The 26,882-nt window shown below is 60.8% G+C and carries 20 protein-coding genes and 1 pseudogene; 16 read left to right on the top strand and 5 right to left on the bottom strand.

Going from position 1 to position 26,882, the window contains the following annotated elements; genetic code table 11:
* Positions 1-97 precede the first annotated feature (97 nt).
* A pseudogene (locus GNF76_RS25170) lies at positions 98-1,102 on the top strand (family 2 encapsulin nanocompartment cargo protein terpene cyclase); the annotation flags it as partial.
* Positions 1,103-1,113: 11 nt separating this feature from the next.
* Here GNF76_RS25170 and GNF76_RS25165 read toward each other — a convergent pair.
* From GNF76_RS25165 to GNF76_RS25150, 4 genes are all read right to left on the bottom strand, one after another.
* A complete protein-coding gene (locus GNF76_RS25165; RefSeq protein WP_379652591.1) occupies positions 1,114-2,637 on the bottom strand; it encodes an MDR family MFS transporter in 1,524 nt (507 codons plus the stop codon).
* A complete protein-coding gene (locus GNF76_RS25160) occupies positions 2,627-3,784 on the bottom strand; it encodes an HlyD family secretion protein (RefSeq protein ID WP_155585787.1) in 1,158 nt (385 codons plus the stop codon). Before GNF76_RS25160 ends, GNF76_RS25165 begins: the two co-directional genes overlap by 11 nt.
* Positions 3,781-5,220 (bottom strand): efflux transporter outer membrane subunit, encoded by a 1,440-nt coding sequence (locus GNF76_RS25155; protein WP_155585786.1) that lies wholly within the window; start codon positions 5,218-5,220, stop codon positions 3,781-3,783. The genes GNF76_RS25160 and GNF76_RS25155 overlap by 4 nt, the downstream gene beginning before the upstream one ends.
* Positions 5,221-5,323: 103 nt before the next feature.
* A complete protein-coding gene (locus GNF76_RS25150; RefSeq protein WP_155585785.1) occupies positions 5,324-6,097 on the bottom strand; it encodes an AraC family transcriptional regulator in 774 nt (257 codons plus the stop codon).
* A 247-nt stretch (positions 6,098-6,344) separates the two neighbouring features.
* Here GNF76_RS25150 and GNF76_RS25145 point away from each other — a divergent pair, with 247 nt between their 5' ends.
* Entirely contained in the window at positions 6,345-8,168 is a 1,824-nt protein-coding gene (locus GNF76_RS25145; RefSeq protein ID WP_155585784.1) for a glycoside hydrolase family 15 protein, read from the top strand.
* 341 nt (positions 8,169-8,509) lie between these two features.
* Complete coding sequence (locus GNF76_RS25140; protein WP_155585783.1) at positions 8,510-9,415, top strand: alpha/beta fold hydrolase; 906 nt, start codon at positions 8,510-8,512, stop codon at positions 9,413-9,415.
* On the opposite strand, the gene GNF76_RS25135 is transcribed toward GNF76_RS25140, so the two are convergent.
* The gene (locus GNF76_RS25135) at positions 9,398-10,369 is read right to left on the bottom strand and encodes a GlxA family transcriptional regulator (protein WP_155585782.1); all 972 of its coding nucleotides are present in this window, start codon (positions 10,367-10,369) and stop codon (positions 9,398-9,400) included. The two genes, GNF76_RS25140 and GNF76_RS25135, sit on opposite strands and share 18 nt — an antisense overlap.
* 88 nt (positions 10,370-10,457) lie before the next feature.
* Between GNF76_RS25135 and inhA the strand changes: the two genes are divergently transcribed.
* The 13 genes from inhA to GNF76_RS25070 all read left to right on the top strand — a co-directional run bounded on the left by inhA (position 10,458) and on the right by GNF76_RS25070 (position 26,863).
* Positions 10,458-11,138, top strand: a complete 681-nt coding sequence (gene inhA / locus GNF76_RS25130) for an isonitrile hydratase (protein WP_155585781.1) — start codon at positions 10,458-10,460, stop codon at positions 11,136-11,138.
* Between the two features lie 590 nt (positions 11,139-11,728).
* A complete protein-coding gene (locus GNF76_RS25125; protein ID WP_155585780.1) occupies positions 11,729-13,168 on the top strand; it encodes an undecaprenyl-phosphate glucose phosphotransferase in 1,440 nt (479 codons plus the stop codon).
* A complete protein-coding gene (locus tag GNF76_RS25120; protein ID WP_155585779.1) occupies positions 13,168-14,628 on the top strand; it encodes a mannose-1-phosphate guanylyltransferase/mannose-6-phosphate isomerase in 1,461 nt (486 codons plus the stop codon). Before GNF76_RS25125 ends, GNF76_RS25120 begins: the two co-directional genes overlap by 1 nt.
* Positions 14,628-15,539 carry a glycosyltransferase family 2 protein gene (locus GNF76_RS25115; protein ID WP_155585778.1) on the top strand — a complete coding sequence of 304 codons (912 nt, stop codon included), beginning with the start codon at positions 14,628-14,630 and terminating at the stop codon, positions 15,537-15,539. Before GNF76_RS25120 ends, GNF76_RS25115 begins: the two co-directional genes overlap by 1 nt.
* Positions 15,540-15,545: 6 nt before the next feature.
* A complete protein-coding gene (locus tag GNF76_RS25110) occupies positions 15,546-16,340 on the top strand; it encodes a polysaccharide biosynthesis/export family protein (RefSeq protein ID WP_155585777.1) in 795 nt (264 codons plus the stop codon).
* A gap of 76 nt (positions 16,341-16,416) precedes the next feature.
* A complete protein-coding gene (locus GNF76_RS25105; protein WP_178123570.1) occupies positions 16,417-18,396 on the top strand; it encodes an exopolysaccharide transport family protein in 1,980 nt (659 codons plus the stop codon).
* The gene (locus GNF76_RS25100) at positions 18,396-19,577 is read left to right on the top strand and encodes a glycosyltransferase (RefSeq protein ID WP_155585775.1); all 1,182 of its coding nucleotides are present in this window, start codon (positions 18,396-18,398) and stop codon (positions 19,575-19,577) included. The genes GNF76_RS25105 and GNF76_RS25100 overlap by 1 nt, the downstream gene beginning before the upstream one ends.
* A 20-nt stretch (positions 19,578-19,597) precedes the next feature.
* Positions 19,598-20,914, top strand: a complete 1,317-nt coding sequence (locus tag GNF76_RS25095; protein ID WP_379652592.1) for a glycoside hydrolase 5 family protein — start codon at positions 19,598-19,600, stop codon at positions 20,912-20,914.
* A 25-nt stretch (positions 20,915-20,939) separates the two neighbouring features.
* Positions 20,940-22,154 carry a glycosyltransferase gene (locus GNF76_RS25090; protein WP_178123568.1) on the top strand — a complete coding sequence of 405 codons (1,215 nt, stop codon included), beginning with the start codon at positions 20,940-20,942 and terminating at the stop codon, positions 22,152-22,154.
* Entirely contained in the window at positions 22,145-23,248 is a 1,104-nt protein-coding gene (locus GNF76_RS25085; RefSeq protein ID WP_155585772.1) for a glycosyltransferase family 4 protein, read from the top strand. Before GNF76_RS25090 ends, GNF76_RS25085 begins: the two co-directional genes overlap by 10 nt.
* The gene (locus GNF76_RS25080) at positions 23,248-24,639 is read left to right on the top strand and encodes an O-antigen ligase family protein (protein ID WP_155585771.1); all 1,392 of its coding nucleotides are present in this window, start codon (positions 23,248-23,250) and stop codon (positions 24,637-24,639) included. The genes GNF76_RS25085 and GNF76_RS25080 overlap by 1 nt, the downstream gene beginning before the upstream one ends.
* Complete coding sequence (locus GNF76_RS25075; protein ID WP_155585770.1) at positions 24,636-25,457, top strand: acyltransferase; 822 nt, start codon at positions 24,636-24,638, stop codon at positions 25,455-25,457. The genes GNF76_RS25080 and GNF76_RS25075 overlap by 4 nt, the downstream gene beginning before the upstream one ends.
* Positions 25,457-26,863: a lipid II flippase MurJ gene (locus tag GNF76_RS25070; RefSeq protein ID WP_155585769.1), complete on the top strand. Its 1,407-nt coding sequence runs from the start codon at positions 25,457-25,459 to the stop codon at positions 26,861-26,863. Before GNF76_RS25075 ends, GNF76_RS25070 begins: the two co-directional genes overlap by 1 nt.
* Positions 26,864-26,882: the final 19 nt, after the last annotated feature.

The raw sequence follows: 26,882 nt of genomic DNA, 5'->3' as shown, positions 1-26,882 counted from the left end.
GGCGAATTGGACTCAGCACGGAACGAACTGCACAGGCTACTGTATACCGGAGCATTGAACAGCGACCCGTTGATCGTTCCCCGCAACAACGACTGACAAGACAGGAGATCCTGGGATGAGCCAGAACAACCGCTCTGCCAACCCCCTGGTGGTTCCCACCCTTCATTGCCCGCCTCCTGCGCGCATTGATGAGTCATTGGGTAACCAGGTCAATGAACTGCTGTTGCCATGGGTCGAGCGCATGGGGATTTTCCCCGGCCAGTCAGAGCGGGTTCGCGCCTCGAACTTCGGCCGGTTCGCCATGCTGTGCCATGCGGATACCAACGACCCGGATCGGTTGCTGTTGTCGGCAACCTGCATTGCAGCACTGTTCGCAGTAGACGATCACTATTGTGATGACGAGCGCTGTGGCTCCAACCCCAGGCTACTGGGACCTCGCCTGTCGTTGGCACTCGCGGCCCTGGAGCCTGCACACCTGAACCCGCCTTATGCTCAAAAACTTGAGCGGGCTCTGGAGCAGGATCCGGTACTCAGAGGGCTGTGTGGCTACATGAACCACTTGGCGTCGTACGCCACCCCATCACAGATGGCCCGCGCTCGCCACGAAGTAGCTGCAATGTTCGTCACCATGGGTGCCGAAGCGACATGGCGAATCGAACATGCAAGCCCATCTGTGTGGGAATACCTGGCCCATCGCCAGGTCAATAGTTTTCTGCCGTGCATGGCCTTGATCGACGTGGTCGGTGGATATGAGCTCGATGCCAACCTCTATTCCTATGCCCCCGTGCGGCGGATTACGACCCTTGCCGCCAGCGCGACCATCATTGCCAATGACTTGTATTCGGCACCCAAGGAGAGCGTGCCCGAAATAGGTGACTTCAACCTGCCGCTGCTACTTGCAGCAGAGCACCATTGCACCCTTCAAGAGGCCATGCATCTGACCGCCGACATCCACGATGGCATCGTGCGCACTTATGAAGTCCAAGAGTATCAACTGCTCAAAGATGCCTCACCGCCGCTCAGGCGTTTTCTGGCCGGGGTCAAAGCTTGGCTGGGCGGTAATAACGAATGGCATCGGCACAGTGGCCGCTACCAGATATGAGCAGTAATACCCTATCCAGTACGCCGCAACATCAGCGCCGCCACTGCACACGCGGCCAGCGCCACGCACGCCAGAAAAAATGCATCACTGTAGGCCATCAAAAACGCCTGATGGCGCACGCCCTGATCCAACAGGTTCAACACCACCTGATGATCCGGCAGTTGCTCATCCAACATGCCGCCACCGGGCAGCCGTTGTTGCAGCGCAGGCTCAAACACCGTCACCGACTCGCCGATGCGCGCCGAATGCACCCGTTCACGCACCACCACCAGTTGCGCCAGCAATGCCGTGCCAACGGCCCCGCCCAGGTTACGCAACATCGAAAACACCGCCGAAGCCGATCCCGCCTCGGCCTTGGCCAGCCCATGCACCGCCAGCACCGACAAGGCCACCATGATCAACGGCTGGCCAATCCCCCGGACCACAATGGACGGGACGATGACGTTGCTGGCGCTGTCCGCCGACAGGTGCGCCCCCATCCAGCACCCCAGGGCCATGATTGCAAAACCCGACGCCACCAACAGTTTGGCGCTGAGCCACTTCATCAAGCGCGGCAGAAATGGCGCCAGGATCAATTGCACCAAGCCATAGGCAATCAAACTGACACCGATTTCCCGGGCGTTGTAACCCTGCAACTGCGCCAGGTAATTGGGTACCAGAAACACCAGCCCATAGGTACTGGCGCCGAAGATAAACATCGCCACACTGGCAACACCAAAGTTGTAGTGCCCCAGCAACCGCAGGTTGATAAACGCGTGCGCGCCCCGCAACTGACGGCCAATAAACCCCACCAGTCCGAGCACCGCCAACAGCGTCATCCAGATAATAAAGCTTGAGCCAAACCAGTCTTTTCGCCCGCCCTCCTCCAGCACGATCTGCAACGCACCCAAGCCCAGCACCATGCAAACGATCCCGAGCCAATCACCCTGACGCAGCAACCCCAGGTTCATCGGTTGGCGGTCGATAGACCAGGCCACCGCCGCCAGTAATGCAATACCGGGAAACAGTTGCAGGTAGAAAATCCAGCGCCATGAATAAGCGTCGGTCAACCAGCCGCCCATGGATGGCCCGGCAGCCTGGGCCACGCTGTTGGCCAGGCTGAACAGCGCCATGCCCAGGGGGATCTTGCTCGCCGGCAACTCGGTGATGATCAGTTGGAACGACAGCGGAATCAGCACCGCCCCGGCCGCTCCCTGGATCACACGGATGATGATCATGGTCGTCAGGTTCGGCGCCAGCGAACACGCCACCGACGCCACCAGAAATACCCCCGAGCCCATCAACATCACCCGACGCAGGGAGAACACCCGGACCAGCCATGCCGTGAGCGGAATCATGATGATTTCCGCCACCAGGTAAGCAGTGGAAATCCATGAGCCTTCCTCGAAAGTCGCGCCCAAGGCCCCTTCGATTTCCGGCAAGGCAGCGCTGGTGACGTGTACGTTCATGCCGGCCATGAAGCAGCCAAACAGGCCGCCAATCACCGCGACCCAGGCACGAAACGAGACGTTGGATGAGTGCCTATCAGCCCCCATGGACATGCTCCTGCCTGACGCCCGGACGCGTATCGACGGTAGCGATCACCGACATGCCCGGCAAAATCCGGGACGTCTCGTCCCCCTCCGGTACCAATCGAATCTTCACCGGAAAACGCTGCACAACCTTGGTGAAGTTGCCCGTGGCGTTGTCCGGCGGCAACAGCGCAAACACCGCACCGGAACCCGGGGCGATACTTTCCACCTGACCGTGCCAGTGCTGGCCGCTGAAACTGTCCACTTCGATCTCCACCGATTGCCCGGGCAACATGCGCTGCAACTGGGTCTCCTTGTAATTGGCAATCACATAGGCCTGCTCCACAGGTACCACCGCCAGCAGCGGGAGGCCGGGCATAACGTATTGCTGACGACGTACCTTGCGCTGCCCGACGACACCGTCAAAGGGCGCACGAATTTCCGTGTCACTCAAAGCATTGCGCGCCAGGGCCAGATTGGCCTGAGCCTCGCCGACCCTGGCTTGATGCTCAATGATTTGCGCCTGCGCCTGTTGGCGACTGGCCTGCAACACCTGCAACCGGGCTTGTTGTCGGGCGACCTGAGCACGGGCCACGGCAACGGCCGCTTGCGCCTGGGCCTGGCTTGCACTGACCGTCTCCAGGCGTTGGGCGGTGGCGACATGTTGCGCCACCAGTTCGCGATAACGCGCATAGTCCAACTGCGCCCGTCGGGCCTCAGCCTCGGCACTGCGCAAGGCCGCCTGGACCTGGGCGATACGTTGTTGCTGCTCACTCATCCGTGCGTCCAGGGTTTGCAACGTGGCCTGCTGTGCATTCGCCGCCGCTTGCACTTGCTGCAACTGCGCCTGGGCACTGTTCAGGCGCTCGGTGAAGTCACGTTCCTCAATGCGCACCAGTACATCCCCCGCCTTGACCGGCTGATTGTCTTCCACCAGCACCTGGGCGACATAACCGGCAATCCGCGGGCTGATCGCAACCCAATCGGCGCGCACATAGGCGTCGTCGGTTTCCTCCAGGAAACGCCCCAGGTTCCACCAATATCCGGCAAATACGCCCAACCCCAACAACGCTGCCAGGGAGACGCTGATCAATAGCGGGCGCCGGTGACGCTGGCTGAACGTCTGGTTCAACAGCGGATTAAGGGTGGAGGGTTCAACAGCCTGATTCATGGTTTTGCTCCAAGGTCGGCAATGGATTGTTCAGCACGTTGCCAGCCACCGCCCAGCGCCTGGAAAACATCGATCTGACGGTTGATCAAACGCAAGTCGGATTGGGCCAGGCTGGCCTGAAGGCTGACAAGGTTGCGTTCGCTATCCAGCAATTGCAGGGCATCCAGCGCCCCGGCCCGATAGCTGCGGCTGGCCAGTAGATGGGCTTGGCGACTGTTATCCAGCGCGGCCCCCAACGCCTGGCGACGCAGCTGCTCGCCCTGGTACAACGCCAAGGCCTGCTCGACTTGCTTCAGGGCAGTAAGCACCGTGCCGTCAAATCGCGCCTGGGCCTGGCGTTCCTGGGCCTGATGCTGTTTGACTCGCGCCTGGGCAGTCTGGCGATTGGGGAAACGCCAGGACACCAGCGGGCCAACGGAATACACCACGGCATCGCCGCCGCCCAGTTTGCCCAGGCTACTGGCGGAGGACCCGAGCATCGCCCCGAAGGTGACGCGGGGGTACAGTTCGGCACGCGCCACGCCAATGGACAGCGTGGCGGACTGCAAGCGCTGTTCGGCGCGGCGGATATCGGCCCGGCGTTGCAACAAGGCCCAGCCGTCACCGACCGGCAACGGCGCCTGCAACTGCGGGCCATGGGCACAACTTTGCAGGGCAACCTGCCCCGGCGGCAGGCCGCTGAGCACCGCCAGTTCGTACAAGGCGTTTTTCTGTTGCGCGGCGAAGATCGGCAATGGCGCGCGGGTTTCTTCCAGCAAGCCCTTCAGGCGCAGCTCATCCAGATCGGTCGCCGCACCGGCCTTTTGCAACTTCCCGGTGATCTCGACACTGCGCTCCAGCAACTGCACCGAATGTGCCTGCACCTGGCCTTGCAGCCCATAGACACACGCCTGGGCATAGGCACGGGTCGTCTGTGCGGCCACCGTTACCCGCAACTCGTCTTCAAGGGCACGAGCCGCCTCGGCGTCAGCGCGGGCAGCAGCCATGCGATAACGTACCTCGCCCCACAGGTCCAGGGTGTAACTCAAGGAGAACTCAGGCGAATGGTTCCACTGGCCATCGGCAGTCTGATGGGTGGCCTGGGCCAACGTCTGATCATCGAGACTGCGACCATAAGCCAGGCCATAACCCAGTGATGTGGATGGCTGGCGCTCGCCATCGACCTGCTCCAGGTGCGCCAACAAGACATCCACATGGGCGGCAGCCGCCTCAAGGTCTTTGTTATGGCGCAGGGCTCGCTCCACCAGCGCATCAAGCTGCGGGTCGCGATAAAGCTGCCACCAGCGAGCGGGCAACGGCGCGCTCGTCTCTTGGGACAGACGCAATGCCGGCTGCGCCGCGATCAGCGTCGACGGCGCGCCGGACGTTGCGCTGCAACCGGTCAGCACGAGCGTCAACAGCACGCAGGTCGGCAGGAAAAAAACACGGATCGGCATCACAAGGCTCGCTCAAGAAGGAGCCTTGAAGATTAGGTAGCTGCCTTGACGGATTCGCCCGCGCCAGGGCCATGTATCGTCGCCAAACAGACAATATGTTTGCTTAACGCAACGACATGCCCTGCGGCGAGGCGCCTGGTCGAAAATGACTCGGCGGATACCCCAACGACCGGCGAAACATCGCACTGAACGCACTCGGGCTCTGATACCCATGCTCCAGGGCCACTTCCAGAATTGATGCGCCTTGGGCCAGCAGTTTCAAGCTCAGGGCCAGTCGCGCACGTTTGCGCCATTCACCGAAACTCATGCCCAGTTCACGCTGGAAGATTCGGCTCAAGGTTCGGGCGCTCATGTTCAGCGTATCGGCCCAGGAGTCCAGGCTGCTGTCATCGGACGGATTACGAATGAAGTGAGTGCACAGTTTGGCCAACCGCACCTCGCAGGGAACCGGCACGTGCATCGCCACCACCGGCGCAGCGAGCAGCTCCAGGCGGATCAATTCGATCATGGCCGGCAGGCGTGGGCCGCTTTGGCCTGCTATCAGGGTGGCGGCGACAATCAACTCCCGCAGCAGCGCCGACACTTCGATCACCTGGCAACTTCTGCCCAACTCCGGTTCGGCTTCGGGCATCAGGAACAAGGTGCGCATGTGCACCTCGCCCGCCATGCGAATTTCATGGGGTATTGCTGCGGGGACCCACAACGCATGGCCAGACGGTACCAACCAGCTACCCTGGGCGGTGCTGACCACCATCACCCCCGAGACCGCGTGGATCAACTGCGCCTGGACATGGCAATGAAGGTGCACCACATCATCGTTGTGGTAGTTGTCGGCATAGGCTTCAAGCCAAGGCCCGGGTTGGCAAGGGATCGTCATGGGCAGTTCTCACGTCACTCAGGCGTTGATTCTAGCGAAAAGCCCTGTGGCGAAAACGATAGATATAGACAGCCATCGTCGCATTTCAGACAACCGGTGAACTTCCACCGCGCACGACCAGTCAGCTAACTGGACACGCTGATAAAGTCGGGTAGACGATGCCTCCGGCCACACAGTGGGCAGTACCTGTTTATCGATGACGGCGTGAGTCTTTATCCCCAAGGCTCTTATCAGGAGCTTCGTGACAATGATTGATCTGAACGAACCACAAAGCGCCATCGATGCCCACGGCATCATCGGTGACATGCGCAGCGCAGCACTGATCAACGACCGGGGCAGCATCGATTTTTTCTGCTGGCCGGAGTTCGACAGCCCGTCAATCTTTTGCTCATTGCTGGACTCCCCCGCCGCCGGGATTTTCCAACTCACCCCTGACCTGCCCGACGCCCGCCGCGAGCAAATCTACCTGCCGGACACCAACGTCCTGCAAACCCGCTGGCTCAGTGATGAAGCGGTGGTGGAGATCACCGACCTGCTGACCATCAGCGACGAAGTCGATGATTTACCACTGTTGATCCGCCGAGTCCGGGTAGTCAGTGGCAAGGCGATGATTCACCTGCGGTGCGCGGTACGCCATGACTACGCCCGTGCCCAGACCCGCGTCGCCCTCAACAACGGCGATGTCTGTTTTGAAGCCATTGATCAACCCGGCCTGCGTCTGGCCAGCAGCCATGACCTGCAGATCGACGGCGAAGCTGCAATCGCCAGCTTTCTCCTGGAACAAGAACAAGGCGCCGAGTTTGTCCTCGGTGCCCTCGAAGATCCCCGGGTCAACAGCAACGATACCGACCTATGCCTGGAACGCACCCTGAAGTTCTGGCGTGGCTGGATCGGCCAGTCCAACTACCGTGGACGCTGGCGGGAAATGGTCAACCGCTCGGCCCTGGCCTTGAAGCTGTTGACCTCGCGCAAACACGGCGCGATCCTCGCCGCCGCCACCTTCGGCCTGCCCGAGACACCAGGCGGCGAGCGCAATTGGGACTACCGCTACACCTGGATCCGCGACGCCTCGTTTACCGTCTACGCCTTCATGCGCCTGGGCTTTGTCGAGGAAGCCAACCACTACATGCGCTGGTTGAAAGGGCGAGTCAGCGACTGCCATGGCCAATCCATGAAGCTCAATATCCTGTACGGCATCGACGGCCGCCAGGAACTGCCGGAAACCGCACTGACTCACCTCCGCGGCCACGGTGGCGCGCAACCCGTGCGTATTGGCAATCAGGCTTACGATCAGGTGCAGCTGGATATTTTCGGCGAGCTGATGGACGCGGTGTACCTGGTCAACAAGTACGGCGAAGCCATCTCCCATGAAGGCTGGAAACATACGATTGAAGTGGTGGATCAGGTGTGTGAAACCTGGAACCTGCAAGACGTCGGCATCTGGGAAATGCGCGGTGAGCAGCATCACTTCCTACACTCGCGCTTGATGTGTTGGGTAGCCCTGGACCGTGCCATTCGCCTGGCCTCCAAACGCTCGCTGCCAGCGCCCTTCGCCCGCTGGGACGAAACACGCCAAGCCATTTACCAGGACATCTGGAGCAACTTCTGGAACGAAGAGCGCGGGCATTTTGTACAGCACATCGGCAGCACCGCCCTCGACGGTTCGATGCTGCTGATGCCGCTGGTACGTTTCGTTGCCGCCACCGATCCTCGCTGGTTGTCGACCCTGGAAGCGATCCAGAAAAGCCTGGTGCGCGATGGCATGGTCTACCGCTACCGCAACGACGACGGCCAGATCGATGGGCTGCAAGGCACCGAGGGCGCATTTGCGGCCTGTTCTTTCTGGTATGTGGAATGCCTGGCCCGCGCCGGGCAAGTGGAAAAGGCGCACCTGGAGTTTGAGCAACTGCTGCGCTATGCCAATCCACTGGGGTTGTATGCCGAAGAATTCGACAGCCAGGCGCGGCATCTGGGCAATACGCCCCAAGCGTTGAGTCATCTGGCGCTGATCAGCGCCGCGACCTTCCTGGATCGTAAGTTGAGTGGTGAAAAAACCGTCTGGCAACCTTGAAGGGCTTCGCCCCACATAGAACATGTGGCGAGGGGGCTTGCCATAATGCCTGCCTGTTAAGGAATGAAGGTCAGGCAAACGAAGGCAATCCCAATGTGGGAGCTGGCTTGCCTGCGATGGCGGTGGGTCAGCATCAGTGATGCAAGCTGATACACCGCCATCGCAGGCAAGCCAGCTCCCACCTTTGATTTTCTCGGTCTTGAGGCCCAGTGTTCGCTTAACTGATCGGCTGACGCCAGCCAGGCTAGACACATCACGCAATTACCCTCATTTGGAAAGCATCCTGAAACCGGTTTGGCGCTACAGTTTCACCGCGCCTCTTGCCCTTGATCGGAGCACACATGACCACAATCGCCTCACTACACTACGTACGCACCACGATGCTTGACATTGCCTATGAGGCCCGCGGCCCGATCGAGGGTAACGTGGTGATTCTGCTGCACGGCTTTCCCTACGACCCCCGCGGCTATGACGAGATTGCACCCGTGTTGGCCGCCCGCGGTTGTCGGGTGCTGGTGCCTTACCTGCGCGGCTACGGCCCGACACGGTTTATCAACGCCGAGGTGATGCGCTCCGGCCAACAGGCCGCACTGGCCAAGGACCTGCTGGACTTCATGGATGCCCTGGCCATCCCGCAGGCGACGCTGGTGGGTTATGACTGGGGTGGACGCGCCGCCTGTATCGTCGCCGCCTTGTGGCCCGAGCGGGTGCGCGGCCTGGTAACGGGCGACGGCTACAACATCCAGGACATTGCCAAGTCGATCCAGCCACGAGCGCCCATCACTGAGCATCGGTTGTGGTACCAGTACTACTTTCACACCCAACGAGGTGTGGACGGTTTGACTGCCAACCGTCGCGAGCTATGTGAACTGTTGTGGACACTGTGGTCGCCGTCCTGGACCGAAGGACCGAACCTGTACGGCAAGACGGCGCCTTCGTTTGATAATCCGGATTTTGTCGACGTGGTGATCCACTCTTATCGCCATCGTTTCATGTACGCCCTTGGCGATCCGGCGCTGGAGGCGATTGAGCAGGCACTGGTGCAGCCGCCGCCGATTTCGGTGCCGAGCATTTCGTTGTGCGGTGCTGACGATGGGGTGGGACCCGCATCGGAGGAGGATGAAGACCTGGGATGTTTCACCGGGTTTTATCGGCGGCAGGTCCTGGCAGGTGTTGGCCACAACATTCCCCAGGAAGCGCCGCAGGCAACGCTTGAGGCAATATTCGAGCTACTCGACAGACGCTGAAAACCGCTCGCGATAGGTCTGGGGCGTCACCGATAACGCCCTTAGAAAACTACGACGCATGGTTTCTTCGCAGCCAAAACCACAGTGCACGGCGACCCTTTTGATCGAGGCCGCGCTGTCGGCCAGTTGCCGGCGCGCCGTTTCCACCCGTAGCAACTCCACTGCCCGCGCCGGAGTCTGGCCGGTTTCAGCGCGGTAGTGGCGCACAAAACTGCGCTCACTCATGCCCACTTGCGCGGCCAGGGTCGAGATGTTCAGGTCCAGGCTCAAATGCTCAGCAATCCAGGCGTGCAACTCAGCGAAGCGGCTGCCGCCCTTTTGCAGGGACAGTGTCACGCTGAATTGCGATTGCCCGCCGGGACGCTTGAGAAACACCACCAAGTGCCGCGCCACTTCCAGCGCCGTGGCCCGGCCCAGGTCCTGTTCCACCAGGGCCAGGCACAGATCGATGCCGGCGGTGACACCCGCCGACGTCCAGAGCGAGCCCTGCTGGATAAAGATCGGATTGGCCTCGACCGTAAGCTTCGGGTATTTGCTCGCCAACTCTTCACAGCGAGTCCAGTGGGTCACCACGCGGCAACCGTCCAACAGACCACTGGCGGCCAGCAGAAAAGCGCCGGTGCAGACCGAGGTCATTCGTCGCGAATGCGCGGCCTTGCGCCGAACCCAATCCACCAGTGCAGGATCGTCGGCCGCACCGTACACACCCCAGCCACCGGCTATTACCAGGGTGTCACAGGGTGCATCAGCCGAAGGCAACGGTTCGGCCACCAGCGCCAGACCAGCGGAGGTCATCACCGGCTCCAACTGCGCGGCGATCACATTGATGACATAAGGCGCTGGCAACCCTTGCTGACGCACCAAGTCGTTGGCCGAGGCAAACACTTGCAGCGGCCCGGTGACGTCGAGCACCTGCACATTGGGGAAGGCAAGTACGTGGATGATTTTCGGCATGATTGGCGTGATTCGTGGGATTAATGGCTCATACGCCAAAAGGTAGGCCACTAAAGTGGAGTCGTCCATCCCCTACCAGGAGTTTCCCATGACCTTACAGATCGGCTTTCTGTTGTTCCCCGGCATCCAGCAACTGGACCTGACCGGGCCCTATGATGTGCTGGCGTCCTTGCCGGACGTGAAGGTCCATCTGATCTGGAAAGACCTGCTGGCGCTCACCTCCAGCACCGGACTGGTATTCACCCCGACCATGACCTTTGATGAATGCCCGCTGCTGGACGTGATTTGCGTACCCGGTGGCTCGGGTGTCGGGGACTTGATGGAAGATCCGCAGACCTTGGACTTCCTCATCATGCAGTCCCATACCGCGCGCTACGTGACCTCGGTGTGCACCGGCTCGCTGGTACTCGGCGCGGCGGGCCTGCTGAGGGGACGTCGAGCGACGACCCATTGGGCCTACCACGACATGCTGGCCACCTTGGGTGCGATCCCGGTGCAGGAGCGCGTGGTCCGTGATGGCAATCTGTTTACCGGTGGCGGAATCACAGCCGGGATTGATTTTGCCCTGACCCTGGCGGCAGAGCTGTACAGCGAGGCGGCGGCGCAACTGGTGCAACTGCAGCTGGAATATGCCCCAGCACCGCCGTTCAACGCCGGCCGGCCAGACACCGCACCGACCTATGTACTGGAAGAAGCCAACAAACGAACGGTTGAGTCGCGCAAGACACGCGGGGCGATCGTAGCGCGGGCGGCAGCGCGGTTGGGTTGAGGCTGCCGGGATCGCTCCCGTCAGGGAACGATCCCCCCATGTCGGCCGTGACATCAGCGCCAAACACAAAGCCAGTACCCTCAGCACCATGGCCGTCAGCGCGGTCAGCAGCACATCCGCTACGCTGATCCCCAACCCTTAGACCACCCGCCACGCCAGCCACAGGTCACGCCATGGCGGATGACAAAGGCCATGTCGCATGGCGATGCACTCATCTTCCTACACACGTCAAAAAAAGGATTTCCTGGCAAGCAAGAAACTTCCCACATTTGTTCCTACACTCCAAAAAGCCATCACTTATTCTCGATAAATCTGAGCACAGCCCCAAATAAGTCAACAAACTGTCGCCTCGAGAGTAACCTATGATTAGAGGAGGCAAATACCGCAAATTCAGTCAATTACTTGACAGATCAATCGGAAAATGCCACTATTTGGCCATTACTCCGCAAATTCCCTGCAGTCCTTAGACAGGCAATTGCGTTTACCCAGCGAAGCTGCTGTTCGACCTGCTCCCCTTATAAAGTGATCCCTGCTTTATATAGATGAGCAGCCGAATAGGGACATCCTGGTGGTGCAACGAGGGATGATTCATGAGTGAGAAGTCGTCGGTCGATAGCCTGTTTCTAACTCGGACCGGCTTTATTGAGTTTTTTGTGGTGTTCGTCAAATTGCTCCACGGTGCAACAGCAGTGTTGCCTGCGGTGGTCTTGTTGTTCTATCCACAGCCCATGGAAGCAGACCTGCGTAACCACTTCCTCGGCCTGCTGCTGTTTTTCGCGATCCTGACCATTATTCTGTTCCAGGCCCTGGGGGTGTATTCCGAGGAACTGTTCAGCAATCGCCTGCGCTTTCGGGTCATGTTAGTGGCCTGGACGTCGGCGTTCTGCATCCTGCTGTTCATGTATCAGATCTTGCTGCTGTTCCCGCAGTTGAGCCCGCGCAACCTGGTGTTCTGGTTCACTACCAGCCTGGGATTGTTTGGCGTTGAACGCATCCTGATGCTGCGCCTGTATCGCAATCTGATGAAGAACGGCAAATACCTGCAACGCACGGTGATTCTCGGCTTCACCGACACCGCCGTGCACGTTGCCGACCACCTTTCGCGTAACAGTGATATCCGCTCCGGCCTGATTGGCTTTATCGACGACCGTACCGAGCGGATCCCCAAGGAACTGAGTAACCTGCCCCTGCTGGGCAATACCCGCGACCTGGAAAAACTGATCCGTTCCGAGCAGGTCAACCAGGTGATGATCACCCTGCCCTGGGCCGCCGAGCAGCGTATCAATGGGCTGGTCAAGCGCCTGCGGCAGATGTCCGTCAACGTCATGCTGGTACCGGACATGGCCGCCCTGCGCTATGGCCACAACCGCATCACTGATGTCGGCGGCATCCTGATGTTCAATACCTCGCAGTTGCCCCTGCGCGGCTGGTCGCCGTTTATCAAGCGCTGTGAAGACCTGCTGCTGGCCAGCATCGGCTTGGTGCTGTTGTCGCCCCTGATGCTGGTGACAGCCATCGCCATCAAACTCGACTCCAGGGGCCCGGTGCTGTTTCGCCAGAACCGCTTTGGCTACAACGACAATGTGATCCGGGTGTTCAAGTTCCGCTCGATGTACACCGACCAGACCGACCATAACGCCGACCGCCAGACCACCCGCGAAGACCCGCGTATCACCCGCGTGGGCCGGATCATTCGCAAGACCAGCATCGATGAGCTGCCACAACTGTTCAACGTGCTGCTGGGCAACATGTCGATGGTCGGCCCTCGGCCCCATGCCACGGCTACCAAGGCCGCCGGCATTCCGTTTGAGGAAGCCGTCAGCGAATACAGCTCGCGGCATCGGGTCAAGCCAGGCATCACTGGCTGGGCGCAGATCAACGGCTATCGTGGTGAGACCGACACCCTGTTCAAGATTCAAAAACGCGTCGAGTACGACCTGGAGTACATCTCCAAATGGTCAGTGTGGCTCGACCTGTACATCGTGTTCATGACGGTCCCGGCCGTTCTTTCCACTAAGGAAGTCTATTGATGAATACCCTCAACGGATTAATCCCCTGCATCATTTCCGGTGGTTCGGGTACTCGTTTGTGGCCAGTGTCCCGGCAGAACATGCCCAAGCCGTTCATGCGCATGCGCGATGACCAGAGCCTGTTGCAGAAGACCTTCCTGCGGGCCAGCCATTTGCCTGGCGTGGAAAGCGTGTTGACGGTGACCAACCGTGACCTGCTGTTTCGCACCCTGGACGACTATCGCGGGGTCAACAAGGCGCAACTGGGTCTGGACCTGCTACTGGAACCCTTCGGCCGCAACACCGCCGCCGCCATTGCCGTGGCCGCGTTGCATGTGCAAGAGCATTTCGGCGCCGACGCTCAATTGCTGGTGATGCCCGCCGACCATCTGATCCTTGATGAAAGCGCGTTCGCCGAAGCCGTGGCCCAGGCTCGCGACTTGGCCGAGGCCGGCTACCTGGTGACCTTCGGCATCCAGCCGGACCGCCCGGAAACCGGCTTTGGCTACATCGAACAAGGTGATGCCCTGAGCCAGGGGTTCCGGGTCAAGCGCTTCGTCGAAAAACCGGACCTGGCCACCGCCCAGACGTACCTGGATGGCGGCAAGCACCTGTGGAACGCCGGGATGTTTTGTTTCAAGGCCGCCACGGTGCTGGAAGAACTGGCCACCCATGCTCCCGCCGTACTGGAGGCAGCCAAAGCGGCCCTTGACCACAGCCAGACCCTGACCAACAACCACTCCCGCCAGCGCGAACTGAACGCCGAAGGCTTCGGCACCGCGCCGGATATTTCCATCGACGTGGCGCTGATGGAAAAGTCCGCCCAGGTTGCCGTGGTGCCCTGCGACATCGGCTGGAGTGACATTGGTTCCTGGGAAGCCCTGCGCCAACTCACCCCCAGCGACGAACACGGCAATCAGGTCAATGGCGAAGCCATCCTGCATGACGTACACAACTGCTACATCGACTCGCCCAAGCGCGTCCTCGGTGCGGTGGGCGTGCGCGACCTGATCATCGTCGACACCCCGGACGCGATCCTGATTGCCGATGCCAATCGCAGCCAGGATGTGCGCTACATCGTGGCCGAACTCAAGCGCCAGAACCATCCGGCGTTCAGCCTGCACCGTACCGTCACCCGGCCGTGGGGCACCTACACCGTGCTGGAAGAGAGCACGCGGTTCAAGATCAAGCGCATCGTGGTCAAGCCCAAGGGTTCATTGTCCCTGCAAATGCATCACCACCGCAGCGAGCACTGGGTGGTGGTCAGCGGCGCGGCCATGATCACCAATGGCGACCGTGAAATCCTACTCAACATGAACGAGTCCACTTATATTCCTGCCGGGCATAAACATCGCCTGACCAACCCCGGCATCATCGACCTGGTGATGATCGAGGTGCAGAGCGGCGAGTACCTGGGAGAAGACGACATTGTGCGGTTCGACGATATCTACGGTCGGGCGCCTCAGGACGTAAAACCCTGATGCGCACCTCGTTGATCATCCCCACCCGCAACGCGTCCAGCCATCTGGATCGACTGTTGCCCGCACTCCGGATGCAAACCTTGCAGCCGGACGAGATGCTGGTGGTCGACAGCGCCTCAAGTGATGACACCGTGGCGCGCTTTCGCGAGTTTGGCGCCCGGGTCGAGGTGATCGACGCCAAGGACTTCAATCACGGCGGTACACGTCGTTGGGCCAGCGAACAGGTCGGCGGCGAAGCGTTGATCGTCATGACCCAGGACGCGATTCCCGCCAATGCGCAAACCTTCGCCAACCTGATCACTGAATTGCAGCTCGACCCGCTCAACGGCGTCGCCTACGGACGCCAACTGCCCCACCCCGGCGCCGGCGTATTGGGCGCGCAGTCGCGACACTTCAACTACCCCGCACAGAGTCGCAGCAAAAGCCTGGCCGATGCCCCCGAGCTTGGGATCAAGACCTGTTTCAGCTCCGACTCCTTTTCGGTGTACCGGCGCAGCGCCCTGGAGGCGGTGGGTGGTTTTCCGGCCGATGTGATCGGCAGCGAAGACGCCTACGTTGCCGCGCGCATGCTGCTCGACGGCTACACCGTGCGCTACGCCGCCACCGCCGAGGTTTATCACTCCCACGATTACGGTCTGATGGACGAGTTTCACCGCTACTTCGATATCGGCGTGTTCTACGGCCGTGAGCCGTGGATTCGCCAAGCGTTTGGTGATGCCGGCGGTGAAGGTAAGCGCTATGTACTGGCCGAACTTCAGGCGCTGCGCGAAGCCGGTGCCTTGCATCGCACACCCGAAGTCATGGTGCGCAGTGCCTTTAAATTGCTGGGCTATCGCCTCGGCCACCTTGAACGCTACCTGCCCAAATCGCTCAAGCAGCGCCTGGGTATGTTCTCCACCTACTGGACTTGAGCCGTCATGAAGACCATCAACCGACGTTCCCGTCTTACCCTGCTCGGCCTCCTGAGTGCCTCAATCTGGCTGGCTGGCTGTTCGACCCCAGCGCGGGTGCCGCTTCCTGACAACAATACGCTCAAGGCCGGCCACCAAGCGGCGCTGACCCTGGCCGATCTGCCGCCAGCCCAGGTGCTGATCCAGAGCGGCGATTCCCTGCGCATCGTGCGTGATGCCCAGGAACCGGCGGCCGCCGATGAGATGAGCATCTTCGTGGTGCGCCCCGACGGGGTGATCTCGATGCCCAATATCGGCCGGGTCAAGGCAGCCTCGCGTACGCCCGAGGACCTGGGCAAGGAGATTACCGAGAAATACAAGCGCATCTACCGCGAGCCAGCGGTGACGGTGAACATCGCCAGCGCCCCGAGCAACCGTGTGTTTATCGGCGGCGCGGTACCTAACCCGGCGTTCTTCAACTTGTCGGGCCAGGTCAGCGTGGAACAGGCGCTATTCAGTTCCGGCGGTGTGCTGCCCTCGGCGGACAGCTCCAACATTGCCCTGCTGCGCACTGGAGCCGACGGCAAGTACAAGCTGTACTACGTCGACGTGAGCAGCATGTTGAAAGACCCGACGCATCCGCTGGTGACATTGCAACGAGGGGATTTGATCTACGTGCCGCAGTCGGGTATTGGCGCCACGGTGGAAGCGGTGGATATGTACTTCACCAAGCTGTTTCCGGTTAACAAAGGGGTTGGGCTGGGCTTGAACTATCAGCTCAATAACACGTCCGGCAATACCACCTACAACCTCAGCCCATGATCATGGCACAAGCTTGGTATCACTCGAACCTGCTGACTCCATCCGGCACACAACACTTATTCAACGGAGTGATCCTGTGATCGAAATCCGCTCTCTACGCGACTTGCTGCGGTTGTTCTTCATCTTCCGCCGCGAATTCAAGCTGGCAGTGATCACCACCATCGTGGTCGCCGTGCTGGGTGCTTTCCTGTTGCCGGCACGTTATGAGTCCGACGCGCGCTTGCTGGTCAAGCCGGGGCGAGACAACACCACGGTGCCCATCGAAGCCGGCAACCGTCAAACGCTGATTGCTCCGAGCACCCAGCACGACCCTATCGTTGACGAGGAGAAGATGCTCACCGGTAGACCGATCGTGCACATCGTTGCCGAGCGCTACCTGGCCATGACCTCCGAGCCGCCGCAAGGGTTCTGGAAGACCACCAAGTTCTACGCCAAGAAAGCCATCGGCAGCGTACTCGATGGCGTGCGCAGCGTACTGCAATTTATCGGCCTGGCCGAGAAGCAAAGCCCACTGGAGCGCCTGGCGACCAGTCTGGAGAAAAACTTCGAGGCTAGCCATGAGCCGGGGTCGTCGGTGATCGAGATTTCGTTCAAATGGGACGATCCAGTGGTTGCGCAAAAAATCGTCGAGACCTGGGTCGACGCCTACCTCGAAGAGCGTGCGCGGATCCTGGGGCGCAAGAGCCTGCATACCTTCTATGAAACCGAAGGGGCCAAGGTCGCCGCAACTATCCTGAGTCTCAAGGAAGAGCTGCAAGGCCGCTTGAAGCAAATCGATTCGATCAGTGTCCAGGCACGCCTGGAAAACCTCACCAGCCAGATCAACCGCATCACCGACGCCAAAGTCGGTGCGCAGAACCAGCTCTCGGGGATTCGCAGCTTCCTGATCAACGCCAGCCAACAGATCAAGAATCAGCCTGCCGAAGTGGTAACGATGCGGGAAGTCAGCCTCAACCCGACTCAACTGGACCTCAAGCGCCAGCTCAACACGTTGCAAGTGGAGCGCGCACGCCTGCTGCGCACTTACCTGCCGGGCACGCCACAAGTCAACCAGATTGAACAGAACATCCGCGACCTGGAGGCCTTGAGCGCCCAGGAGGCCACCCGCCTGGAACGCTCGCAGAACACCGCGCCCAACAGCCTGGTGATCAACGTCAAACAGCAAGTGATCGACGCCCAATTACAGGAGCGCAAGCTGGCCGGGCAAATCGAAGACTACGACAAGACCCTCGAGACCCTGCGCACCGAGCGTGACCAGGTGATGACCGACGAACCGGAACTCAATCGCCTGACTCAACAGCTGCACACCGCCGAGAAAAGCTACGCGCTGTATTCCGAAAACCTCGAACAGGCACGGATCGACCACGAGCTGGACAGCAGCCAGATCAGCAACATTGCCTTGATCGAGCATGCCACCCTGAACCCGGCGCGGGTGTTTCCAAAGAGCTTGCTGATTCTGCTGCTCACCATCCCCGCCGGCGTGGCCGTGGGCCTGCTGACCATTTACGTGTTGTACCTGCTGGACCAGCGCATCCACGACGGCACCCGCTTGCAGGAAGTCTTCCATGTGCCGCTATGGAGCAGCATCCCTGACATGCAAGACGCCACGCCCGCAGCCCTCACCGCCAGCATCTACCGCTTATACAGCCTGCTGCCCATTGACCGTATCGCCAGCGAGGGTTTTGCCTTGGGCCTGACCTCGGCGCGCCATGGCGAAGGTGTGGGATTTATCATCGAACAGTTGCAGCAGTTGCTGGTGGAGCGAGGCCATCAGGTGACGGTCAACGGTGGCGAAGCGCCGCAGCCGGGTGAAGTCCTGCTGTTGGATGCCAGCGCCCTGTCAGCCAACCCACAGGCGTTCTTGATCCTGCGCCGGGCCGACCAGATTGTGTTGGTGATCGAAGCGCGTACCAGTACCGTGCCGACCATCGAAAACGCTCTGTCGTTGTTGACCACGGCGTTCGGAAAAGTGGACGGCATTATCCTCAACCGTCGCCGTTTCGAAGTGCCGGCCAATGTCCTGGCACGCCTCAACAGCTGGCGCGGTGCCGCCTGATGCGCATCGTGTTATTGGCGCCGCTGCCACCGGAGCAGACAGGTATCGCCGACTACGCTGCGCACTTGCGCAACGCGTTGCGTGAGCAGGGCTTGGAAGTACTGACGCCCCTCGAAGGTTGTCAGAACCTGCCCGAGCAGTTGCGACGCCTGCAAGGTTTTGACTGGCGCCGCGTAGACCTGGTCCATGCAGAACTGGGCGGCGGACGCTTCGGCGAGTTCCAGGCCTTGGACTACTTGCGCCGGGCCCAACCCCAACTGCCCCTGACTGCCACCGTGCATGATCCCGAGCGACTGATCTGGCGCCGGGCCAAGTTGTTTTTCCCGCTGACCTTGCTCGAACGCCTGCCCCGCCCACTGCCTCAGGCGGCGGCCTTGTTGGCCGACCCGTTGACCCTGCACGAAGAACGGCGCCTGGCCAAAGGTATGCGCCGCCTGATCACCCTCACCCGCCTGGGCGGCGAGTGCCTGCGCCAACGCATGGGCCTGCGCGCCGATCAGGTTGCAGTGATTGCCCATGGCAACCTGCCGATCGCCCCAGTGGCCTTGCCGCCACTGCAACCGTTGCGTCTGCTGTATTTCGGATTTATCTACCGTGGCAAGGGCATCGAGGATTTACTTGAAGCACTGGCCCGTTCCCTGGCCGCCCATCCCCAGTGCCGCGGCCAGGTCCGCCTGACCCTGGCGGGAGGTACTGCACCGGAAATGACTTTCGACCCGGCCGGCAACTACCTGGACGGATTGCGTCAACAAATCACCGCGTTGCACCTCAGTGATGTGGTGGACTGGCAGTTGGACCTGCCCTCGGTCGACATTCCCCGCACGATCCAGGATCACCATGTGATGGTGTTGCCGTACCGGGAATCGAAAAAGCTCGGTTTTCTGGGGCAAATGCGCGGCACCAGCGGCGCATTGTCATGGGCCAACGCTTGCGGGCGTGGCGTCATCACTTCCAACGCACGGTCCTTCGCCGAAGAAGTGGCCGGCGGCAATGGCATCACCTACCAGCAAGGTGACATCGACTCATTGAGCGACGCGTTGAGCCATCTGATCCTGGACCCGCAACAGGCCCGCCAGTGGGCCGACCAGGCGGCCGAAATAGGCCGGCAACGCCAATGGGCCAACACGGCCCAGCGCTTTGCCGAGTTGTTCCAAGCCGTCTGCAAGGAACCTTCAAGATGAACCCTTTGCCCCTTCGCCCAATGTTGCGTTACCTGCCCCTGGTAGTGGCCCTGGCTGTTGGCAGCGCACTGTTGCTGAGCGAGACGGTCGACGCAGAACCCATAAACCTGGCGCCCGAGCGCACAGTGGTGTGGAAAGACTTCCTGGGTGTGAACGCGCACTTTCTATGGTTCAAGCCCGAACAATACCGCAAGCAAATCAGCCAGTATCAAAAACTGGGGCTGGACTGGGTGCGGGTCGACCTGCACTGGGACCGCCTGGAACCCAAGGAGCAGGGCTACCAACTGAGTACTCTCGACGAACTGGACCGAACACTGACCGCCGAGAAAATCCACTCCGTGTTCTACCTCGTAGGTTCTGCGCCGTTTGTAACCACCGCGCCCAAGGGGGCGCCGTTCCAGGACCAGTACCGACCACGGGACTACAACGTGTTTGCCCTGCGCCTGGCCATGCTTGCCCAGCGCTACCCGAACATCGATGCCTGGCAGGTGTGGAACGAACAGAACCTGCCCAATAACTGGCGCCCCGCAGTGAATGCCAGAGAGTATGGGCAGTTGCTGCTGGCCAGCCACAAGGCGCTGAATATCGCCGCACCGGGCAAGACTCAGGTAATGGGCGGCATGGCCTACTACAGCCAAATGCCACCACGGGGCAAAAGCCTGATGTTCGAAGCACTCGGGGCACTTGGGGTCCAGAACCTGGGCATGGTCGCGGCCTATCACCCTTACACAATGACCCCCGAAACCGACGAGCCGGGCAAGAACGAAGTGCTGCTGCGGGGCAATCAGCTCAATGCGACGCTGCACAACGCCGGTATCAAGGATGTGTGGGCGACCGAGTGGGGCTGGTCCAGCTACGCAGGGCCCAAGGAACTGCAGGATCTGGTCGGCGTCGACGGCCAGGCCGATTTTACCTTGCGCCGCCTGGCGCTGATGGCGACCCAGGACTACCAGAAAATTTTCCTGTTCGCCCTCTCCGACCTCGACGAACGCGCCTCGGTACGAGACCAGTATTACGGTTTATTGGACCTCAAGGGCGAACCAAAACCGGTCTATACCGCCCTCGCCCGCTTCCTCGAAACCACCGGCCCGAGCCTCAAGCCCGGCACCACCCCGGTACTCAAGGAGCTGCCGGATACGTTCTACAGCGTGTCCTGGACCCGTGCCGACGGTAAGCACTTGCTGATGTACTGGAGCGCCAAAGGCACTCATATCAGCCTGCCCGAGGTAAAAGCAGCCGAACTGCTGGACCCGCTGACGGGCGCCAAGCAAACCCTTAACGACAACAATGGTATTCGCCCAGCGGTGAAACCGACGTTACAGATACTGGTGTGGTAGCACGCCCAGGCATGGAGAGATGCACGTGAGAATCCTGTGGATTGTGCCCTATCTGCCGTGGCCCATGACCAGCGGCGGCAAGACCCGGCAATACCATTTGCTGCGCACCTTGAGTGAGCGCGGGCACCGCATCACCCTGCTGGTGCAATCAAAAACCGAAGCCGATGCGGCGGTGCGCGAGGCCCTTGAACCCATGTTGGAGCGGCTGATCGTGGTCCCTCGCCGCCCGCTGAAACACCCCATGACCCTGCTCGGCGGCCTATTTGCGCCCTGGCCACTGCTGACCACGGTCAACGGCCTGTCAACGCCGCTGAGTGATCAATTTGCTGAACTGTTGACACAACCCTGGGACGTGATTCAGGTAGAACACAGCTACAGCCTGCAACCGCTCCTCAAGACATTGCAGGAGCAAGCCAGGGATTTCATCCTCACCGAACACAACCTGGAGTCGAGCCTGGGAGGCGCCACCTATGATCGCTTCCCGGCCTGGGCCGGCCCGTTTGTACGCTACGACCAATGGCGATGCCGTCAGTGGGAACGCAAGGTATTCGCCGCCGCCCGCCACGTCATTGCCGTGACCCAGGCCGATGCCCAGGCCATGGGCCAACTCACATCGACGCCGGTCAGCGTAGTGGTCAACGGTGTTGACAGCCGCAGCTTCGCCGAAGTGACCAACGACCCACACAGCCTGCGCCTGTTGTTTGTCGGTAACTATGAATACGCGCCAAACCTGGATGCCGTGCAATGGCTGCTCGATGACATTTTTCCCCGTGTCTGGCTGCAGCGCCCGGACGCCCGCTTGGCCATCGTCGGCTATGGTTTGCCCGAAGAGTGGCGCAGTCGTTGGCCGGACGAGCGCGTCGAATGGCTGGGGTTTGTCCCCGACTTGACGGTGCTGCAACGCCGCTGCGCGGGTTTCGTCGCAGCGTTGCGCCATGGCGGCGGCTCCAAACTCAAGGTGTTGGAAGCCATGGCTGCCGGGCTGCCTTTGGTCAGCACGGCCCAAGGCGCATCGGGGCTAGCGATCCGTGCCGACCATCATTACCTGAGGGGCGAAAGCACTGAGGCCTTGGCCGACGCCATCGTCCGGCTGCTGGACCAACCCGTTCTGGCTCGACAGCTGGCCGACGCGGCCCGCGAGTACGCGCGCAATTTCCACGACTGGGCGGTAGCCGGTAACGAGTTGGAGCAAATCTACTGCACCTTGCCCCCCCATCAGGAGCATCCCGCATGCGCGTAGCCTTGGATTACCGTCCCGTCACGGTCGCGCCTTCGTCGGGTATCGCCCGCCAGGTCAAGGCTCTGGAGCAAGCGCTGCGCCAGGGCGACGACATCGAGGTGGTGTTGTTCAGTGAGGCACCGTTGGATCATCCCCAGCGTGAGACGACAATTTGCCCACCCTGGGCCAGCCCTCTTGACGGCCTGCAACGGCCGCAGGTGCGGCTGCGTTTTGAACGTAGATTCTTGCCACAGGCACTCCACCAGCAACGTATCGATCTGTATATCGCCACCGCTAATATGGGTTTGCCCCTGGGCCGTAAACCCGCAGGCACTCGCTACGTACTGATCCTCCATGACCTGTTTCAACTGACCCAACGCAATTTCCATCGTTCGAAGTTAAAGGCCCTCGCCTACCGTTTGATCGACGGCGCATCGATCGCCTGGTCAGTGTGGCGGGCCGACCAAGTGTGGTGCCCATCACGGTTTTCCTGCAACGAAGCGACGCGTCTGTTTCCCTGGGCCCGCTCCAAGTTCCGGGTGCTGAATAATCTGGTGCCTGAGTTCAGCGAGGCACCCGAACCGCTACCTGCTGACTTGCCGTCGCGCTATTGGCTGGTGGTCGGGACACGAGAGCCGCGCAAGAACATGGAGTTTTTCCTCCGTCAGTGGCAGGCCTGCCGCGCCAAAAACCCGGATGTGCCGGACCTGGTGCTAGTAGGCCACGCCGATGACGTGCCCGCCCCGCTCGCAGGCCTGGCCGGCTTGCATTGGTGCAGTGGCATATCCGATGGTCAGTTACAGGCGCTCTACCGCAACGCCGTGTGCCTGTGGCAGCCTTCCTTTGCCGAAGGTTTTGGCCTGCCAGTGGTGGAAGCGCTGAGCGTCGGGACACCGGTAGCGGTCGCATGGGGCTCGGCTCTGGACGAAGTCGCACCGCCTGATGCGCCGCGTTTTGATCCCCATGATGCAGGGCAACTGCAAGCGGTCATGCTGTCTTTGGCAGGGCACACGGACACGACCGACCCCGAAGCGCGACGCACGTGGGCCAGGCAATTTGCCGAACCGGCCTATCGCTTGCATCTGAATGCTCTGATCAAGGAGTTGAACCGCTAATGCCGCCAGGAAAACTCGTTAGCCTGCTCCTGGGCCTGGCCTTCGGGGGCTTGCTGCTGGTACTGCCGTCAATGAAGGTCTTTCTGGGCGTCGCCGGCCTTGCCGTCGCATTGACACTGGTTCGCAAGCCGCTGTGGGGGTTGCTGATCTTTGCCGTATTGGCCACCAGTATTCCCTACACCACGCTGCAACTGGGTGTGCGCACCACCATCAGCGAGGCGGTGTTGGGGCTGACCTGGGTCGGAGTTTTCTGGCAATCCTTTATCGGCAAAACGCGGGGCCTTGTACTTTGGCGCCCGACCGAGCGCGCGTTGATGTGGCTGATGCTGTTCAGCACCATTCCGTTTATCTGGGGCATGATGATCATCCACGCCGAAGGCAGCGGGCCGGTCAACTGGGTGCGCTGGCTGATGAACCTGTCGTTGCTGTTTATCGTGCCGCTGCTGCTGCGCACCGACGCCGACCGAGACAAGGTGGTCATCGCCTTGCTGCTGGGTAACCTGGCGATGCTGCTGTTGTCGATCCTCATGTTCCTCAAGACCCGCAATGCAATGTCGATGATCCAGGTTCTCACCGACCTCAAGTACGCCCACCCGGAAGCGGTGAAAGACATTTTCTCCGCCAACTACCAGCGCATGGCGTCTCCCTGGGTCCACCCGAACCTTACCGGCGGTGTGTTGGTGTTGTTTATCCCGCTGGCGCTGTTTTACGGGTGGACCCGCGCCGGATGGCGACGTGCCCTGGGTCTGTCGGTGGCGGTGCTGGGTTGTGCCGGGTTGCTGCTGAGTATTTCCCGTGGGGCAATTGTGGCGCTGGCACTGATCCTGATCTGGCTGACCTACAAGCGCGTGCCTAACAGCGGGAAAATCATCGGTATCGGTGCGGCCCTTGCCGTGGCGTTGGTGATGTTCTATCCCCCTCTGCAAGACCGCTTGATGACGATGTTTTCAACCAATAACGCCAGTACCGAGATTCGCTTTGATGAATACGCCAGATTCCCCGAAGCCATGGCGCGCTACCCGCTAGGTATCGGCTTCAAGATCGACCCTCCGGTTCCGGGTAGCGGCCTGCTGGGGATCTCCAACCTGTGGCTGAACTTCATTTATAAGATCGGCATTCCGGGGATGCTGCTGTTTATAACCGTCACCGTGCTGTGGTGGCGTGAAGTGCGGCCCCTGGGTCCAGTGCGTAAGATCACGGCTGACAATGCGCTTTGGCTGGGCTGCGTATGTGGCGTACTGGCGGCGTTGTTGACCGGGATTTTCGACCACTATTTCAGCTTCACCTTTGTATTGATCGCGCTGTTTTGGCTGTTGATGGGCATGAGTCTGCAACAGGTTCGTCTGCGCCCCACCGTTACGGCATCAGCGCCCGAGGAAAACCCACGATGAAACACCGGATTCTGCACTCTAGCGATCTGCCTGACAGACTGCCCGGCTTGGCCAACGAAATGGGTGTAAGCCTGGAAGACTTGCAACAGGCCCTGGCCTGGAGCCTGGCCAACGAGGTGATTTTCGAAGATGGCGCAGGCGAGGGAAAACGCTTCTGGATAAGCTCCATCGACATCGAAAAGCGTATCGAACAGCCCGTGGCACGCCGGCTGTACCATCGTTTGAAGCAGGACATTCCGTCGGACCTGGTTCCGATGTATGGCAAAAACTGGATCACCCTCAAGGACCGTTGGCGCAATGCCTGGGATATGGCCTACAACATCGTGATCAACAAGATTCCCAGTCATCATGTGCGCCTGGCCTGGTTGCGTCTTGGTGGTGCAAAAATCGGCAAAGGCTCGAGCCTCTGGCGCAATACCGAAGTACTGGGCATGCATAACCTGATCATCGGTGAAGATACAGTGGTCGGCTGGCACTGCGTGGTGGATGCCCGCGCCGGCCTGGTGATCGGCGACCATGTGGCGATTGCCTCCCATGTGCTGATCATCGCCGGCAGCCATGACTTGCAGGCGCCGGAGTTCTGGTCGATTTCCGGGCCGATTTACATTGAGGATTATGTGTGGATCGGCACCCGTGCGCTGATTGGCTTCGGCACACGGCTAGGGCGCGGTTCGGTGGTCACGGCCAATACGGTGATCGGTAAAAACGTCGCCCCTTACAAAATTGTTGGCGGCAGTGGCGCCAAGATCATGGGCGAGCGTACTCACGACCTGACTTACAAGGTGGGTGGCAAAGGCCTGTTCACCCTGTTTCATTAATGTTTGGCAGCACGCTGTGGCTGACCGTGGCGACGCTCGCCGGGCTGGTGGCCGGCTTTGCCCGCGAATGGCTGCTGGTGGCGGCGTGGGGCGCGGGCAGCCGCAGCGACGGGTTTCTGGTCGCCGTGTTTCTGCCCGAAGCCCTGCGCATGACCCTGGCCGCGGGCCTGCTCGCGGCCGCTGCCCTGCCCCTTTATCAACAACGCGACCCACAACGCCAACAGGCGTGGTTGGCCAGCCTGTCGCCACGCCTGCTTGGCGTGGGGCTGGCGCTCTATGGGCTGCTGGCGCTAGGTGCACCGCTGTGGGTACGGCTGATCGGTCCCGGCCTGGATGCCGCCGCCCAGGCCCAGGCCACTGAAAACCTGCGCTGGCTCGCCGCGTGCGCGCCAGGGTTGGTGATGCACGGCTTGTTCAGTATTCCGTTGCAGGCTCGCCAGCGCTTTGTGCTGCCGGGATTAGGTTCGCTGTTGTTCAACCTGCCGCCAGTGCTGTACCTGTTTATTCGTGGCGCCTCCAGCGACAGCGCCGAACTGGCGATGAGCTTCTTTGCCGGTAGCGTGCTGATGTGCTTACCGCTGCTGGTGCCGGTCTGGTCCTTCGGCTGGCGCCCCTGGCAGGTCAAGGGCGACACACTGGCCGGGCGCGAATTGCTCGCACGCATCGGTCCGTTATTGGCCAGTAACGTCGCCAGTCAGGGCCTGGCGTTGCTCGAGCGGCTGATCGCCAGTTACCTGGGAGAAGGTGCGGTCACCTGGGTCAACCTGGCACGCAAGCTGATCAACTTGCCGTTGATTGCGCTGATGAGCCTCAACCAGGTTTTGCTGGGCTTGATGAGCGGCGAGCAAGGTCAACAACGCCTGGCCCTGCTGCGCCGAGGCCTGGACGCCGCCACCCTGCTGAGCCTGCCTGCGGCCCTCGGCCTGATCGGCGCCAGCCCGGTATTGATTCATCTGCTGATGCCGGCGCAAAGTGCCGACGGCCCCCTGCCCGCCCTGCTCGGCTGGTTCGCCACACCGTTAGTGTTCGGTGCCTGGAACGCCATGCTCGCGCGTTACGCCTACGCCAGCGGCGACACACGCCTGCCCTTGCGCTGCGAACTGCTGGGCAGCGTGATCAACGCCGCGCTGTTGGTGCTATTGCCATTCTTCCTCGGCCTGCCGGGTATCGCCTTGGCAGCGTTGGGCGGGGTTATCGTCACCAACCTGCTGCTGATGCAGCGCCAACAGTTGCTTGGACAACTGGGCTGGCCGTTGCAATGGTTGCTGAGCGTGGTATTGCTGGGCTTCGCGGCGCTGGTGCTGCACCCGCTGCACAACGATGGCTGGCAGTTGGGGTTGAGTACCTTGGCCGGGGCGCTGGTGCTGGGAGGCTTGGGGTGGTGGTTGAAACCGTGGAAACAGTGAGGCTTGCCACCACCGCCGA

The organism is Pseudomonas spelaei (assembly GCF_009724245.1).
GTDB classification, from domain to species: domain Bacteria; phylum Pseudomonadota; class Gammaproteobacteria; order Pseudomonadales; family Pseudomonadaceae; genus Aquipseudomonas; species Aquipseudomonas spelaei.
Note: the sequence above shows the minus strand (reverse complement) of the source record. Positions and strands in the feature narration are given on the sequence as shown.